11 protein-coding genes are annotated in these 16,058 nt (G+C 72.7%); 9 read left to right on the top strand and 2 right to left on the bottom strand.

Annotated elements, in window-relative coordinates; translation table 11 throughout:
* Positions 1 to 217: 217 nt before the first annotated feature.
* Positions 218 to 1,504 carry an ROK family transcriptional regulator gene (locus ACZ7CF_RS06180; protein ID WP_470369013.1) on the bottom strand — a complete coding sequence of 429 codons (1,287 nt, stop codon included), beginning with the start codon at positions 1,502 to 1,504 and terminating at the stop codon, positions 218 to 220.
* 143 nt (positions 1,505 to 1,647) lie between these two features.
* Here ACZ7CF_RS06180 and ACZ7CF_RS06185 point away from each other — a divergent pair, with 143 nt between their 5' ends.
* The 7 genes from ACZ7CF_RS06185 (at position 1,648) to ACZ7CF_RS06215 (ending at position 11,952) form a co-directional block, all read left to right on the top strand.
* Positions 1,648 to 3,318, top strand: coding sequence for an ABC transporter substrate-binding protein (locus tag ACZ7CF_RS06185; RefSeq protein WP_470369014.1), 1,671 nt, complete (start codon positions 1,648 to 1,650; stop codon positions 3,316 to 3,318).
* Positions 3,318 to 4,307: an ABC transporter permease gene (locus ACZ7CF_RS06190; protein WP_360384343.1), complete on the top strand. Its 990-nt coding sequence runs from the start codon at positions 3,318 to 3,320 to the stop codon at positions 4,305 to 4,307. Before ACZ7CF_RS06185 ends, ACZ7CF_RS06190 begins: the two co-directional genes overlap by 1 nt.
* 12 nt (positions 4,308 to 4,319) lie before the next feature.
* Positions 4,320 to 6,068 (top strand): dipeptide/oligopeptide/nickel ABC transporter permease/ATP-binding protein, encoded by a 1,749-nt coding sequence (locus tag ACZ7CF_RS06195; RefSeq protein WP_470369015.1) that lies wholly within the window; start codon positions 4,320 to 4,322, stop codon positions 6,066 to 6,068.
* Entirely contained in the window at positions 6,065 to 6,946 is an 882-nt protein-coding gene (locus ACZ7CF_RS06200; RefSeq protein ID WP_470369016.1) for an ABC transporter ATP-binding protein, read from the top strand. The genes ACZ7CF_RS06195 and ACZ7CF_RS06200 overlap by 4 nt, the downstream gene beginning before the upstream one ends.
* Before the next feature lie 17 nt (positions 6,947 to 6,963).
* Positions 6,964 to 9,417 carry a glycoside hydrolase family 2 protein gene (locus ACZ7CF_RS06205; protein ID WP_470369017.1) on the top strand — a complete coding sequence of 818 codons (2,454 nt, stop codon included), beginning with the start codon at positions 6,964 to 6,966 and terminating at the stop codon, positions 9,415 to 9,417.
* On the top strand, positions 9,417 to 10,262 hold the full coding sequence (locus ACZ7CF_RS06210; protein WP_470369018.1) for a LacI family DNA-binding transcriptional regulator: 846 nt from the start codon (positions 9,417 to 9,419) through the stop codon (positions 10,260 to 10,262). Before ACZ7CF_RS06205 ends, ACZ7CF_RS06210 begins: the two co-directional genes overlap by 1 nt.
* Before the next feature lie 82 nt (positions 10,263 to 10,344).
* Positions 10,345 to 11,952, top strand: a complete 1,608-nt coding sequence (locus ACZ7CF_RS06215; RefSeq protein WP_470369019.1) for a cellulase family glycosylhydrolase — start codon at positions 10,345 to 10,347, stop codon at positions 11,950 to 11,952.
* A 20-nt stretch (positions 11,953 to 11,972) separates the two neighbouring features.
* On the opposite strand, the gene ACZ7CF_RS06220 is transcribed toward ACZ7CF_RS06215, so the two are convergent.
* Complete coding sequence (locus tag ACZ7CF_RS06220) at positions 11,973 to 12,566, bottom strand: GNAT family N-acetyltransferase (protein WP_470369020.1); 594 nt, start codon at positions 12,564 to 12,566, stop codon at positions 11,973 to 11,975.
* A 112-nt stretch (positions 12,567 to 12,678) separates the two neighbouring features.
* Here ACZ7CF_RS06220 and ACZ7CF_RS06225 point away from each other — a divergent pair, with 112 nt between their 5' ends.
* Positions 12,679 to 13,497, top strand: coding sequence for a MerR family transcriptional regulator (locus ACZ7CF_RS06225; RefSeq protein ID WP_470369021.1), 819 nt, complete (start codon positions 12,679 to 12,681; stop codon positions 13,495 to 13,497).
* Entirely contained in the window at positions 13,494 to 16,043 is a 2,550-nt protein-coding gene (locus tag ACZ7CF_RS06230) for a VIT domain-containing protein (RefSeq protein WP_470369022.1), read from the top strand. The genes ACZ7CF_RS06225 and ACZ7CF_RS06230 overlap by 4 nt, the downstream gene beginning before the upstream one ends.
* Positions 16,044 to 16,058: the final 15 nt, after the last annotated feature.

Consider the following 16,058-nt stretch of genomic DNA (forward strand, 5'->3'; position numbering starts at 1 on the left):
AATCAACCCGAATACCGCCCAGTCACGCATCGCTGGTTATCCAGCTCTATCTCGGGGCAATCCGACAAAACGACCGACCACTCGGATGGCGCAACGGTTAACACTTTTTCGAATGGTGAATTCCCAGCTCGTGAGACCGGAAGTTGCGTGCAGATGAATCGCGGAAACTTATGCGCACTCGCACGGAATCAACCGGTCGCGTGAATTGCCCGGCCCCTCAGGGGCGGACGGTCACGAGCCCCGGCTCTGCGAGGTCCTCCGGCAGTCGCTGGGGCGCGTGCAACGGCACCAGCTCGGACTGCAGCACCATGGCCGCGGCGCCGATCGCGGGCGCGGTGGCCGCGGTGTGGGAGAGGCGGACGTCCACGGGGTGCGCGCCGCGCGCGTAGAAGCTCCTGGCCAGCTCCTCGCGCACGACCGGCAGGTACACCGAGCCCGCGATGGCGAAGCTCGGGCCGGTGAGCACGACGAACTCGACGTCCATGACGTTGGCCAGCGTCCGTGCGGCCACGGCGATGTAGCGGGCGGAGCGTTCGAGCAGGGCGAGGGCGGCGGGGTCGCCACGCCGGGCCGCACGGCCGACGGCCGCGAAGCCGGCTGCGGGAGAAGCCGGCGTCCGGTCGCCGTCCGCGCCGGGATCGCCGGTCAACCCGATCCGTTCCGCCAGGGCCCGATCGGCCCGCGCCGCGGCCACCACGGCCTCGGGCCCGGCGAGCACCTCCACGCACCCCCGCGCGCCGCACCAGCACTCCGGCCCGTCCACGTCCAGGCACACGTGCCCGATCTCCCCGGCGTTGCCGCTGGTCCCGCGGTAGGTGATGCCGCCGATCACCAGGCCGGCGCCGATGCCGGTGCCCATGTAGAGCGCGGCCGAGGTGGAGGCGCTGCCCATGCCGCGCGACCAGTGCTCGCCCAGTGCCGCGGCGGTGGCGTCGTTGTCGACCACCACCGGCAGGCCCGCGGCGGCGGCGAGCTCGCGGTCGACCGGGTAGCCCGCCCAGCGGCGCATCACGGGCGGGGCGATGGCCGCCGTGGTCCTGGCGCCCAGCGGGCCGGGGGAGACAAGACCCAGGCCCAGGACCCGGTCGTGGTCGACGCCGACGCTCGCGATCAGGGTCTTCGCCTCGGCCGCCATGCGGTCGACGACCTCGGCCGGTGCCCGGGTGCCCGCGCCGGGTTTGGTGATCCGCGCGACCACGCCGCCGGCCAGGTCGGTGAGCACGTAGGTGATGCCGCTGTGGTCGAGGTGCACGCCCAGCGCGAACCGGGACGTCGGGTTGAGCTGCAGCAGCACCCTGCGCTTGCCGCCGGTGGACTCGGCGTGGCCGGTCTCGGCGACCAAGCCCTCGTCGAGGAGCTTGCGGACGGCGGTCGAGATCGTGGCGCCGGTGAGGCCGGTGGCGTTGATCAGGCCGACGCGGCTGATCGTGCCCGCGGCGCGGATGACGTCCAGCACCGCTGCCTTGCTGCTCGCGTGGGGGGTGCCCCGGACAGGGCCGCTCACGGGGCCTCCTCTCGCCGCACGAAGGTTAGCCGTCGGAGTAACGGCGGTGCTACGCGCAGATGTTGACTTACTTTCTTAAGTTACTTAAGAATGTTCTCCGTTGGTGTGATCCAGCCCACTGAAGGCCCGCGAGAGGATCCACGATGAACCCGAAGTCCCTGCGCGTCGCCGCCGCGGTCGCGGCGTTAGCCCTGACGGCCACCGCCTGCGGACCGTCCGGCGGGAGCTCGGCCGACGCGGCCACGCTGGTCGCCTTCACCGGCCAGAACGGTGACTACCAGGGCAACTTCAACCCCTACTCGCCCACGGCGAACGAGGGCATCGGCACCATCTTCGAGCCGCTGTTCTTCTTCAACGCCATGCAGCGCGACGCCAAGCCCAGGCCCCGGCTGGGCAGGGAGTTCTCCTGGAACGCCGACGGCACCGAGCTGTCGGTCGTCCTGCGCGACGACGTGAAGTGGTCCGACGGGAAGGAGTTCACCGCCCGCGACGTCGTCTTCACCTTCGACATGGTGCGCAAGAACGGCACGATGAACTCGACCGGCTTCAAGGGCACGACAACCGCTGTCGACGACACCCACGTGGTGGTGAAGTTCGACGAGCCGTCGTTCATGGAGGGCCCGCAGGTGCTCGGCCGGCTGTGGATCGTGCCCGAACACCTCTGGAAGGGCCTCGCCACCCCGGCGACCGACCCGGTGAAGAACCCGGTCGGCACCGGGCCGTTCCAGTTGGAGGAGTTCAAGCCGCAGGCGATCACGCTCAAGGCCAACCCCGGCTACCACGGCGGCGAGCCCGCGGTGAAGAAGGTCCGCTACCTGTCGCTCGCGGGCAACCAGGGCGGTGCCGACGCGCTCAAGGCCGGCAAGGTCGACTGGCAGACCGGTCCGGTGCCCGACATCAAGAACGTCGAGAAGACCTACCCCGGCTACCGCGCGGTCACCGTGCCGCAGAACCAGATCGCGCTGTTCACCTGCTCCAATGCCGAGCTCGGCTGCACCGGCCCGCAGACCGACCCCGCCGTGCGCAAGGCGATCCACCACGCCATGAACCGCTCACAGCTCAACGCGCTCGCGTTCCAGGACACCGGCAGCCCGATCTCGCCCGGGTTCGCCCTGCTCCAGCGCGACGAGCCGTACATCGCGGGCACGCTCGAGGAGAAGTCCGCTGCGATGAGCCCGGACACCGCGAAGGCGGCCCAGCTGCTGGAGGCCGCCGGGTACCGCAAGGGCGCCGACGGCATCTACGCCAAGGACGGCAAGCCGTTGTCGCTCACCGTCAAGGTGGTGACCGGGTGGACCGACTACATCACCGCCGTGAACACCCTGGCCCAGCAGCTCCAGCAGGCGGGCATCAAGGTCACGCCGCAGCAGCTGTCGTGGAACGAGTGGGCCGACGCGCGCAGCCAGGGCGGGTACGAGCTGCTGATCGACTCGGTCTACCAGGGCCCGGCGGCCGACCCGTACTACACGTTCAGCTACTTCTTCGCCGGCTACACCACCGCACCGGTCGGGCAGGCCGCGAACCCGAACTTCGGCCGCATGAAGGACCCGCAGGTCGACGCCGCACTCGCCGCGCTCAAGCGGATCAACCCGGAGGACGCCGCGGCCCGCAAGCCGCACTTCGACGTGATCCAACAGCGGGTGGAGGAGGTCATGCCGTACATCCCGGTGCTCACCGGCGGCACGACGAGCGAGTACAACGCGAAGAAGTTCACCGGCTGGCCCACCACCGACGACCTCTACGCGTTCCCCGCCGTCTGGTCGCGGCCGGAGAGCTCCGAGGTCCTCATGAAGCTCAAGCCCGCGGGCAGCTGATGCGGTACTACGCGCGCAAGATCGCCTTCTACCTGGTCGCGCTGTGGGCGGCGGTGACGCTGAACTTCGTGATCCCGCGGCTCATGCCGGGCAACCCGGTCGACGTGCTGATCGCCCGGCTGCAGCAGCGCGGCGGCTCGGTCGACCCGGCCGTGCGCCGCTCCTACGAGCTGCTGCTCGGCACCGGCGGCGACCGGTCGGTGCTCGGCGAGTACTTCTCCTACCTGGGCAACCTCGCCCGCGGCGACCTCGGCGTCTCGGTCAGCGCGTTCCCGGCGCCGGTGTCGGAGGTGATCACGGCGTCGCTGTGGTGGACGATCGTGCTGGTCGGCATCGCGACGCTGGTGTCGTTCCTGCTCGGCGTCGCACTCGGTGCCGTGGTCGGCTGGCGGCGCGGCACCTGGCTCGACACGCTGGTGCCCTCGACGACCGTCCTCGCCGCGGTGCCGTACTTCTGGCTCGCACTGCTGCTCGTGGCACTGCTGTCGTCGGCGCTGGGCTGGTTCCCGTTGCTCGGCGGCTACGACGTGGTCCTGTCGCCGGGCTGGAACGCCGAGTTCATCGGCTCCGCGCTCTACCACGGCACGCTGCCCGCGCTGACGATCGTGATCTCGTCGGTCGGCGGCTGGCTGCTGGGCATGCGCAACATGATGGTGTCGGCGATGTCCGAGGACTACGTGCTCACCGCCCGCGCCAAGGGACTGCGCGACAGCCGGGTCATGATCCGCTACGCCGCGCGCAACGCCGTGCTGCCGTCGGTGGCCGGGTTCGCCATCTCGCTGGGGTTCGTAGTGGCCGGCTCGATCGTCACCGAGCAGGTCTTCTCCTACCCCGGCATCGGCGGCCGGCTGCTGCAAGCGGTGCAGAACAACGACTACGCGCTCATGCAGGGGATCTTCCTGGTGATCACCACCGCGGTGCTCGGGGCCAACCTCGCGGTCGACCTGCTGCACGCGATCGTCGACCCGCGCACCCGCGCGACCGGCTGAGAGGAGCAGACCATGGGCAACTCCGGCACGGGCTGGGGCGCGCTGTTGCCGCGCTGGTCGCCGAAGCTCGGCTTCGGCCTCGGCCTGATCGCGGTCATCACGTTGTTCGGCCTGGTGGGGCCGTTGCTGACCGGCGACCCGAACGCGGTGCGCGACATCGGCCTGACCCCGCCCGGCGGCGAGCACCTGCTGGGCACCACGCAGACCGGGGAGGACGTGCTGGCCCAGCTCACGCACGCCACCCGCGGGTCGTTGCGGATCGGGCTGCTGGTGGGCGTGCTCGCCACCGCGCTGTCCGCGTTCTTCGGCGTGCTCGGCGCGTACGCCGGCGGTGTCACCGACGAGCTGTTCTCGTTGTTCTCCAACGTGGTGCTGGTGATCCCCGGCCTGCCGCTGGTGATCGTCGTGGCCGGGTTCGTGCCGGCCGACCAGCGCGGCGCGTGGACGATCGCGGTGGTGCTGGCGCTGACCGGCTGGGCGGCCTCGGCACGGGTGCTGCGCGCGCAGACGCTGTCGGTGCGCAACCGCGACTACGTGGCGGCGGCGCGGGTCGCGGGCGAGAAGCCGTGGCGGGTGATCACCGTGGAGATCCTGCCGAACCTGCTGCCGCTGGTGGCCTCGCAGTTCGTGTTCGCGGTCATCGCGGCGATCCTCGGCGAGGCCGGGCTGTCGTTCCTCGGCCTGGGCGCGTCGAACTCGCTCACGCTCGGCACGATGCTGTTCTACGCGCAGAACGGGTTCGCGCTGCAACTCGACGCGTGGTGGTGGTTCGTCCCGCCGGGGCTGGTGATCGCGTTGTTCGGGTGCGGGCTCGCGCTGGTGAACTTCAGCATCGACGAGATCATCAACCCGAAGCTGCGCAGCGAACCGCGCCGTGCGCCCGACGCCGTGGTGCCGCGGGCCGAGGCCGTCGAACGGCCGGACGCGGACGCGGTGCTGACGGTGCGGGACCTCTCCGTCGTGTACCAGGGCGCCGAGCCGGTGCCCGCGGTGGACGACGTGTCTTTCACGCTGCGGCGCGGCGAGGTGCTCGGCATCGCGGGGGAGTCCGGGTGCGGCAAGACCACGCTGGCCCACGCGGTCAACCGGCTGCACCGCCCGCCCGCGCAGGTGACGTCCGGCTCGGTCGTGTTCCACGACGCCGACGGCACCGACGTGGACGTGCTGGCGCTGGGACCGGAGGAGCTGCGGGCGTTCCGCTGGACCAAGCTGTCCATGGTGTTCCAGGGCGCGATGAACGCGCTGAACCCGGTGACCACCATCGGCGCGCAGCTCGACGACGTGCTCACCACCCACCGGCCCGCCATGGCGAGGGAGGACCGGCGGCAGCGGTGCGCCGAGGTGCTGGAGCTGGTCGGGGTCGACCCGCGCCGGCTGGGGTCGTTCGCGCACGAGCTGTCCGGTGGCATGCGGCAGCGCGTGATGATCGCGATGGCGCTGCTGCTCGAACCGCAGGTCATGATCATGGACGAACCGACGACGGCGCTCGACGTGGTGGTGCAGCGCGGCATCCTCCAGGAGATCCTGCGGTTCCGCGACGAGCTCGGGTTCGCGGTCGTGCTGATCACCCACGACCTGCCGCTGCTGCTGGAGATCAGCGACCGGGTGGCCGTGATGCGGGGCGGCCGGGTCGTGGAGCACGGCACCGCCGAGCAGGTCCACCGGGCCGCCACCCACCCGTACACCCGCGAGCTGCTCGGGTCGTTCCCGAGCCTGGAGGGCGAACGCGGCGCGTTCGGCCGGGAAGGGGCGCTGCGATGACCACCCTGCGCGCTGACGAGCTCGTGAAGGACTTCCCGGTGCGGACCGGGCTGCGACGCACGTCGTTCCGCGCGGTCGACCGGGTCTCGTTCACCCTCGACCCCGGCCGCACCGTGGCGCTCGTCGGCGAGTCCGGCTCGGGCAAGTCGACGATCGCGCGGATGATCGCGCGGCTCGAGAAACCCAGCGGCGGCACCATCACCGTCACCGGACCGACCGGCGCGCCGGTGCCGGACCGGGAGTACCGCAACCGGGTGCAGATGGTGTTCCAGGACCCGTTCGCCTCGCTCAACCCGTTCCACACCGTCGAGCACCACCTGACCCGCCCGCTGCTGCTGCACGGCAAGGCCCGCGACCAGGACGAGGCGGTGGAGCTGGCACGGGAGCTGCTCGACCGCGTGACCCTGCCGCGCGACTTCGCCCGGCGCCGGCCGCACGAGCTGTCCGGCGGCCAGCGGCAACGCGTCGCGATCGCCCGCGCCCTCGCACCGGGAGCTCAGGTCGTGGTGGCCGACGAACCGGTGTCGATGCTCGACGTGTCGATCCGGCTCGGCGTCCTGAGGCTGCTGGCACGCTTGCAGGACGAGGAACGGCTGGCCGTCCTCTACATCACGCACGACCTCGCGACGGCCCGGCACTTCTCCGACGAGATCCTCGTGCTGCACCGCGGCCGGGTGGTGGAACGGGGACCGTCCGACGCGGTCATCCTCGACGCCCACCACCCGTACACGAAGCTGCTCGCCGCCGCCTCGCCGAACCCCGACGCCCGCGGCCGCGTGCTCGACGTGCGCCGCGACGTCGTGGCGCGGGCGGGTGCGGCCGCGGCGTACGACCACCACACCGGGCAATGGGCCGACGCGGCACCGGTTTCCGGCTGACGCTGGGGAATGGGGACATGATGGAGCGCCAGACGTTGCACGACGGGTGGCAGCTGAGCGTGGTCGCGGGACCCGCGCCCGACTCGTTGCGGGGCGTGCGGGTGCCGGCCGCCGTGCCCGGCAGCACGCACCTCGACCTGCTCGCCGCCGGGCTGATCGAGGACCCGTTCCTCGACCGCGCCGAGGAGTCGCTGCGGTGGATGCACCGCACAGAATGGCGCTACGACACCGAGTTCGAGGCGTCGGCCGTCGCCGGCGAACGCGCCGACCTGGTGTTCGAGGGCCTCGACACGATCGCCGCTGTGCAGCTCAACGGCGTCCTGGTCGGCACCGCCGCGAACATGCACCGCACGCACCGGTTCGACGTGCGGCCGTTCCTCGCCGACGGCACCAACGAGCTGGTGGTGACGTTCTCCTCCGCGCTGACGCGGGCGCAGGAGGTGGAGGGCCGGCTGGGACGGCGCGACCACGCCTACCCGCACCCGTTCAACATGATCCGCAAGATGGCCTGCTCCTTCGGCTGGGACTGGGGACCGGACCTGCAGACCGCGGGCATCTGGAAGCCGGTGCGGCTGGAGCGCTGGCACACCGCGCGGCTGGCGTCGGTCCGTCCACTCGTGACGGTCGACGCCGACGGCACCGGCCGGGTCGAGGTACACGCCGACGTCGAGCACGCGGACCCCGCGGCACCGAAGGCCCTGCGGCTGCGCGTCGAGGTGAACGGCGAGACGTTCGAGGCGGACTGCGAGGGCGACCGGGGCGTGGTCACCACGCTGGTGCCGGACGCCGAGCTGTGGTGGCCGGTCGGGTACGGCGAGCAGCCGCGCTACGACATGACCGTGTCGCTGCTGGGCCCGGACGGGCTCCTCGACGGGGCGCAGCACCGGGTCGGGTTCCGTACGGTCACCGTGGACGTCGAACCGGACGAGGTGGGCACGCCGTTCACGTTCGTCGTCAACGGCCGGCGGGTGTTCGCCAAGGGCGCCAACTGGATTCCCGACGACCACTTCCTCACCCGCGTCACCCGCGACCGGCTCGCGCGCCGGGTGGACCAGGCCGTCGAGGCGAACCTGAACATGCTGCGGGTCTGGGGTGGCGGCATCTACGAGTCCGACGACTTCTACGACGTCTGCGACGAGCGCGGTGTGCTGGTGTGGCAGGACTTCCTGTTCGCCTGCGGCGCCTACCCGGAGGAGGAGCCGCTGTGGAGCGAGGTGGAGGCCGAGGCGCGCGAGCAGGTCGCGCGGCTGGCCGGGCGCCCGTCGCTCGCGCTGTGGAACGGCAACAACGAGAACCAGTGGGGTTTCGCCGACTGGGGCTGGCCGGAGCAGCTCGGCGGCCGGACCTGGGGCCTGCGCTACTACACCGAGCTGCTGCCCGCGGTCGTCGCCGAGCTCGACCCGACCCGGCACTACTCACCCGGCAGCCCGCACAGCCCCGGTGAGCGCCACCCCAACGACGCCGACCACGGCACCCGGCACGAGTGGGAGGTGTGGAACCGGGTCGACTACACCCGCTACCGCGACCACGTGCCGCGGTTCTGCTCGGAGTTCGGCTTCCAGGGACCGCCGACGTGGACGACGCTGACCCACTGGGTTCACGACGAACCGCTGACGTCCACCTCGCCCGCGTTCCTCGCGCACCAGAAGGCGGAGGACGGCAACGGCAAGCTGGACCGCGGTCTCGCACCGCACCTCCCGGTGCCCCAGGAGTTCGCGGACTGGCACTGGGCCACGCAGCTCAACCAGGCCCGCGCGGTGGCGTTCGGGATCGAGCACTTCCGGTCGTGGTGGCCGCGCACGGCCGGTGCGCTGGTGTGGCAGCTCAACGACTGCTGGCCCGCCACGTCGTGGGCCGCGGTCGACAGCGGGGAGCGCCGCAAACCGCTCTGGTACGCGTTGCGGAGGGCGTTCGCGCCGCGATTGCTCACCGTGCAGCCCCGCGACGGCCGGTCGGCGCTGGTCGTGGTGAACGACCACGACGAGCCGTGGAGCGGTGAGCTGCGGGTGGAGCGGCAGGCGGTCGGGGGAGCGGTGCTGGAGAAGGTGTCGCTGCCGTTCGCCGTCGCCGCCCGGTCCGCCGCGGCGGTCGAGCTGCCCGATTCCGTTGTGGTGCCGGGAGATCCGGTGCGGGAGGTGCTCGTGGCGACCGCCGACGCCGAACGGGTCGTGCGGCCGTTCGCCGAGGACGTGGACCTCGACCTCGACCCGGCACCGCTCACCGCGGAGGTGGTGGCGGTCGAGGGCGGATACCGTGTCGACGTGCGCGCCCGTTCCTACGCCGGGGACGTGGTGCTGCTGGCCGACCGGGTCGCCCCGGACGCCGTCGTGGAGGAGATGCTGGTGCCGATGCTCGCCGGGGAGACGCGCTCGTTCGTGGTGCGGACCGCGGTCCGGCTGCCCGACCCGGACGCGCTGACCGGTCCCGCGGTGCTGCGCTGCGCCAACGACCTCGGCCGGGCGGGGGCCTGATGGGCACCCCGTCCTCGGGTGCGGTCGGGCTGGTGCTCGCCCGCCCGGCCCGGCTGCTCGGCACCGAGCCGTTCTTCATGGAGTTCATCGCGGGCATCGAGGAACGCCTCACGCCGCACGACCTGTCGTTGCTGCTGCACGTCGTGCCCGCGCACGACGCCGAGATCACCGCCTACCGCCGGTGGGCGAGCGGTGGCCTGGTCGACGCCGTGCTGCTGGTGAACCGGACCGTCGTCGACCCCAGACCCGCCGTGCTGCGGGAGATCGGGCTGCCGACCGTGGTCGTCGGCGAACCGGCGCCGGAGCTCGCCGCACCCGCCGTGCGCACCGACGACGCCGGCCCGATCGAGCAGGTGCTCGCCCACCTGCTCGCGCTCGGCCACACCCGGATCGCCCGGATCACCGGTCCCGCCGGCCTGCTGCACACCGCGGCCAGGACGGCGGCGCTGGTCGACGGCTGCCGCGCGGCCGGTCTGGTCCCGACGATCGTGGAGGGCGACTACTCCGAGGAGGCGGGCGCCAAGCTGACCGCGGCGCTGCTGAACCGGCAGGAGCCGCCGACCGCGATCCTCTACGACAACGACGTGATGGCCGTCGCCGGGCTGGCCACCGCGAAGGAGCTGGGCGTCGCGGTGCCCGGCGAGCTGAGCCTGGTCGCCTGGGACGACTCCACGCTGTGCCGGCTCGCGACGCCCGCGCTCACCACGATGAGCGTCGACGTGCACCAGTTCGGCGTCTCGGTCGCGGAGTCGGTGCTGGAGCTGATCGGCGGCGGCCCGGTCGCCCCGCGCTGGTCGCCCACCGCCGTGCTCGTCCCGCGCGACAGCTCGGCGGCCGCTCACTGATCTCCCGTCGCCCTGCACGGGTTGTTTCGGCGCGCCCATTTCTGGGAGCGCTCCCAGTCGGACCGCAAGAGAGGACCGCACCGTGAAACGACTGTTGTCGCTGATGAGCACAGTGCTCGTCGGCCTGTCCCTGCTCACCACACCCGCGGTCGCGCAGGCCGCCACCGGCTTCCACGTCAGCGGTGGCCGCCTGTACGACGCCACCGGCGCGGAGTTCGTCATGCGCGGGGTGAACCACGCGCACACCTGGTACACCTCGCGCACCACGCGGGCGCTCGCCGACCTGAAGGCGTTGCGCTCCAACACCGTTCGCGTCGTGCTCTCCAGCGGCGACCGGTGGACCCGCAACGACGCGGCCGACGTCGCGAAAGTCATCGGCCAGTGCAAGGCCAACCGGCTCATCTGCGTGCTGGAGGTGCACGACACCACCGGCTACGGCGAGCAGAGCGGTGCCGTGAGCCTCGCCAAGGCCGTCGACTACTGGATCAGCGTGCAGAGCGCGATGACCGGTCAGGAGGCCTACGTCATCCTCAACATCGGCAACGAGCCGTGGGGCAACACCGGTGCCTCCGGCTGGACCGCCGACACGAAGTCCGCGATCAGCCGGCTGCGCGCCGCCGGCTTCACCCACACGATCATGGTGGACGCCCCGAACTGGGGCCAGGACTGGTCGTTCACGATGAGGGACAACGCGGCGTCGGTCTTCGCCGCCGACCCGCAGCGCAACACCGTGTTCTCCGTCCACATGTACGGCGTGTTCGACACGGCGGCCGAGATCACCGACTACCTGGGCCGCTTCGTGGCCGCCGGGCTGCCGATCGTGGTGGGGGAGTTCGGCCACAACCACTCCGACGGCGACCCGGACGAGAACACGATCTTCTCCTACACCCAGTCCCAGCGCCTGGGGTACCTCGGCTGGTCGTGGAGCGGCAACGGCGGCGGCGTCGAGTACCTCGACATGGCCACCGACTTCGACGCCTCCCGGCTCACCGCCTGGGGCCAGCGGATCTTCACCGGCGCGGGCGGGATCGCGGCGACCTCGCGGGAGGCGGCGGTGTTCGGCGGCGGCGGCCAGGACACCACGGCACCCACGACCCCCGGCGCCCCCGCGGCCTCCGACGTCACCGGAACCGGTGCGGCACTGGCGTGGGCGGCGTCGACCGACGCGGTCGGCGTCACCTCCTACCAGGTCGTGCGCGTCGTCGACGGCACCGAGTCCCCGTTGACGTCCACCACCGGCCCGTCGGCGACGCTGACCGGCCTCACGCCCGCCACGGCCTACGCGGTCGCGGTCTACGCCCTCGACGCGGCCGGCAACCGTTCGTCCCGGTCGCCGGTCACGACGTTCACCACCGGCACCGCGCCCACCGGCTCGTGCGCGGTCGCGTACCGCGTGACCGGCCAGTGGCAGAGCGGGTTCCAGGGCGAGGTGAAGGTGCAGAACACCGGCACGGCCGCCGTGAACGGCTGGGCGCTGCGCTGGACGTTCGGCAACGGCCAGACGGTGACCCAGATGTGGAACGCCGTCGCCGCCCAGTCCGGTGCGGCGGTGACCGCGACCAACGCCTCCTACAACGCGGCGATCCCCGGCGGCGGGTCGGTGAGCCTCGGGTTCACCGGCACGTGGACCGGGTCCAACTCGGTGCCGGGCGCGTTCACGCTGAACGGGGCGGCCTGCTCGGTGGTGTGAGCGGATCGTGCCGGGCGCCCTCAGGTGCCCGGCACGAGCTCCCGGTGGAAGACCAGGAAGTCGCACGGACAGGCCAGTTCCGGCACCAGGTGCGGGTGGTCGTCGGCCAGGTCACCCCTGTGCACGACCTCGTAGCCCATGCGGGTGTACCAGCTCCGCAGGAACTCCTTCACCGGGTGCTGCCAGTTCTGCGGCACCAGGAGCTCCAGCTGCATGCGGGAGAGGCCCTCGTCCCGCGCCCACTCCTCGGCGTGGGCGACGAGGTCGCGGCCGAGCCCGGTGCCGCGCACCTCCGGCGCGGCGACGAGCATGCCGAACTCGCCGGTGCGGTCGTCGAGCTGCCGCAGCCGCACCGCGCCGATCACGCGGTCCTCGTGCAGCGCGACCACCACCTGTCCGGCCTCGACGAGCCCCGCGACCTCGGTCTCGCTGGTGCGGGTGGCGCCGTCGCGCCACAACCCGGCCTCCGCCTCGGCGTAGACGCGGTTGACCAGGGCGGTGATGTCCGCGACCTGCGCGGGAACGGCTGCGGTCAGGACCTGCGCCTTCCGGGTCCTGAGCTGGCCCGATGCGGCCTCGTGGCCGGTGCTGAGGCTGGCCTCTTCCGTGCTCACCCAGGGGTCTCCGTCCGTTGCGCGACGCGCGGAACCCTACCCGGCCACGCCGGGTGGACCTCATCAGGTTTTTTCATTGACACTGTCATCGTGACAGTGTCACTATCATGGGGTGTGGACGCTTGACGAGCTGCTGGAACGTGTCTCCGCCGCGCTGACGGCGGAGTACCAGGGCGCGCCCAACGGCCGGGTCCGCGACGTGCCCGATCGGCGGGCGGTCCGCTGGTACGCGACGACGGGGCTGGTCGACCGGCCCTCGGCGATGCGCGGCCGCACCGCGCTGTACGACCGGCGCCACCTGCTCCAGCTGGTGTCGGTCAAGAGGCTGCAGTCGGAGGGGAGGACGCTGGCCGACATCCAGGCCGAGCTCGCCGGTGCGACCGACCAGGCGCTGCTGGCGATCGCCCGCGTGCCCGACGGGTTGCTGGAGGTGGCGGAGGACGCGCCGGCGGGGGAGGTGCGGCCGCGGTTCTGGGCCGCGCCGGCAGCACCACCGGCACCACCCGCGCCACCGCCGCTGCCCGCACCGCCGCCCACGCCTCCGCCGCCGCCAGCGGGCACGCCTTGGCCAGCGGTCGCACCGCTGGCTGCGCCGCCCGCGGGTGTCGTGCCGCCGTCCGCGCCCGCGCCGCCTGCGGGTGCCGTGCCGCCGTCCGCGCCCGTGCCGCCCGCGGGTGCCGCTCCACCACCCGCACCGCCCGCACGCCCGAGCCCGCCCGAACCCGCCGCCCGATCCGGCCCACCTGCCCCGCCCGACGCACCGGCACCACCCGCACTCCTCACAGGCATCCCCCTCACCGGCGGCGCCGTCCTCCTCACCCCCGGCACCCCGACCCCCGCCGACCTCGCCGACATCGCGGCCGCCGCGCGGCCACTGCTCGACCTGCTCGCCGCCCGCGGCCTGCTCACCGACGAAAGGGAAACGCCATGACCATCACCGTCACCCCGTTGCAGCCGGCCGAGGTGGACCGCGTCGGCCGGACGACCGAGGACGCGGGGGTCGGCGCGCTGCTCACCGAGCGCGGCAACCTGCCGTTGGAGAGCGTCGACGTGCGGGCGGTGGTCACCGGGCTCCTGGGCCGCGTGGTGTTCACGACCGGGTTCGTGAACACGCACGACACCGCACTCGAAGCCACCTACGTCTTCCCGTTGCCCGACCGCGCCGCCGTCACCGGCATGAAGATGACCGCAGGCGACCGGACCGTCGTGGCCGACCTGCAAGAGCGCGGTCAGGCACGCGAGGCCTACGACCAGGCGATCGCGGCGGGGCGAAGAGCGTCCATCGTGGAGGAGGAACGGCCGGACGTGTTCACCATGCGGGTGGGCAACATCCCCGCGGGCGAACGGGTCACCGTCGAGCTGAGCGTCGTCGGGCCGCTGGTGTTCGAGGACGGCGCGGCCACGTTCCGGTTCCCGCTCGTCGTGGCGCCGCGGTACGTGCCGGGTGCGCCGCTCGACGGTCCGTCGGTCGGGGACGGGCACGCGCAGGACACCGACCTCGTGCCCGACGCCTCCCGGATCACGCCGCCGGTGCTGCTGCCCGGCTTCCCGAACCCGGTGCGCCTGGGCATCAGCGTGCAGGTCGACCCGGCCGGGCTGGAGCTCGGGGAGGTGCGGTCGAGCCTGCACGCCGTCACCGCCGAGGGCAACACCGTCACGGTCGTTCCCGGTGAACGCGTCGACCGCGACTTCGTGCTGCGGCTGGCTTACACGGGCAACAGCTCCGCGGTGGTGTGCGTGCCCGACGCCGACGGCGAGGAGGGCACCTACCAGCTCACGGTCCTGCCACCGCAGCCGCGGGCGGCGGTGCGGCCGCGTGACGTCGTGCTGCTGCTCGACCGGTCCGGCAGCATGTCGGGCTGGAAGATGGTCGCGGCACGGCGTGCGGCGGCGCGGATCGTCGACACGTTGACGGCCGACGACAGGTTCGCGGTGCTCACGTTCGACGACCGCGTGGAACACCCCGCCGAGCTCGGCACCGGCCTCGTCGCGGGCACCGACCGCCACCGGTTCCGCGCCGTCGAGCACCTGGCGAAGGTGCAGGCGCGCGGCGGCACCGAGATGTTCCAGCCGGTGCGCGACGGGCTGACCCTGCTCGCGCAGGCCGAGGCGGACCGCGACCCGGTGCTCGTGCTCGTCACGGACGGCCAGGTCGGCAACGAGGACCAGCTGCTGCGCGACATCGCACCGGTCCTCGGCCGCACGCGGGTGCACGCCGTCGGCATCGACTCCGCCGTCAACGCGGGCTTCCTCGGCCGCCTGGCCGCGCGCGGCGCCGGGCGGTGCGAGCTCGTCGAGAGCGAGGACCGGCTCGACGAGGCGATGACGCACATCCAGCGCCGCATCGGCGCGCCGGTGGTCACCGACGTGGTCGTGACACCGTCGTCCGACCTGCCGAAGCTGCCCACCGCGATCTACCCCGGCGTGCCGCTGGTGGCGTTCGGCCGGTACCGGGGTGCCGCGCCGGAGTCGTTCACCGTCCGCGGCCGCACCCGCGAGGGTGGCGCCTGGGAGGAGGCGGTGCCCGTCTTGGAGCACACCGAGCCCGCGGTCCGGTCGCAGTGGGCCCGTGCCGCGCTGCGCGACCTCGAAGACCGCTACGCGACCGGCGAGCGCGCCGTGGAAGCGGAGATCGTGCGGACCTCGCTGCGGTTCGGGGTGCTGTGCCGGTTCACCGCGTTCGTGGCGGTGGACGAACGGGTCGTGGGCGACGGCGAGGTGCACCGCGTGGTGCAGCCGGTCGAGCTGCCGTCGGGCTGGGACCCCGCGCCGCCGCCCATGCCGCGCGCCGGTGGCGGATACGGCGGTGGTTATGGCGGTGGGGCGGTGGGCTTCGCCGGACCGGCGCCGTTCCCGTTGGCCGCACCGATGGCGGGCGCGCCGATGCCCGCCGCTCCGATGCCCGCCGCTCCCGCCAGGTCGGCCGGCGCGCCCGCGCCGGACGGCGTCCCGATCCCGCCGGGGGCACCCGTCCCGCTCGGCGTTCCGACTCCGGCCGGTGCCCCTGTCCCGCCCGGCGCACCCGCCCCGCCCGACACCCCGAAGCCGCCCGCACCTCCAGCACCGCAGAGCCCTCCGGTGCCGCCTGGAGCCCCGGTCCCGCCCGGCGCCCCGGTGCCACCGCCCACCCGCGGCCGAGCCCGGATCTCGGCCACCCTGCGCGGCTCGGCCCGTCCGGCACCGCCCCGGGACGCCACGGCCGAACTGCGCGAGATCGCCGCGCTGGAAGCCGACCGCCTGGACCAGGCCACCGGTCTGCCGGAGTGGGAACGCCGCGACCTGCTCGCCGACCTCGCCAGCCGGCTCGGCACGTTGATCGCCGGTGAGCAGGGGCAGGCGTTCGAACCGTTGCGGCGCTTGCAGGACGAGCTCACCGCGGGCGGTGACGTCGACCGGCTCTGGGCCCGCGCGCGGGAACTGCTGCGCCAGTTCGCCCAGCAGGAGGCGAAGGAGCGCCGCCGGTCGTTCTGGCGCTGAGCGGGCCAGCGCGCC

The sequence above is a fragment of the Lentzea sp. NPDC036955 genome, assembly GCF_055608005.1.

Coding starts and splice junctions, on each gene's coding strand:
- ACZ7CF_RS06185 (WP_470369014.1), top strand. CDS start 1,648: ATGAACCCGAAGTCCCTGCGCGTCGCCGCCGCGGTCGCGGCGTTAGCC.
- ACZ7CF_RS06190 (WP_360384343.1), top strand. CDS start 3,318: ATGCGGTACTACGCGCGCAAGATCGCCTTCTACCTGGTCGCGCTGTGG.
- ACZ7CF_RS06195 (WP_470369015.1), top strand. CDS start 4,320: ATGGGCAACTCCGGCACGGGCTGGGGCGCGCTGTTGCCGCGCTGGTCG.
- ACZ7CF_RS06200 (WP_470369016.1), top strand. CDS start 6,065: ATGACCACCCTGCGCGCTGACGAGCTCGTGAAGGACTTCCCGGTGCGG.
- ACZ7CF_RS06205 (WP_470369017.1), top strand. CDS start 6,964: ATGATGGAGCGCCAGACGTTGCACGACGGGTGGCAGCTGAGCGTGGTC.
- ACZ7CF_RS06210 (WP_470369018.1), top strand. CDS start 9,417: ATGGGCACCCCGTCCTCGGGTGCGGTCGGGCTGGTGCTCGCCCGCCCG.
- ACZ7CF_RS06230 (WP_470369022.1), top strand. CDS start 13,494: ATGACCATCACCGTCACCCCGTTGCAGCCGGCCGAGGTGGACCGCGTC.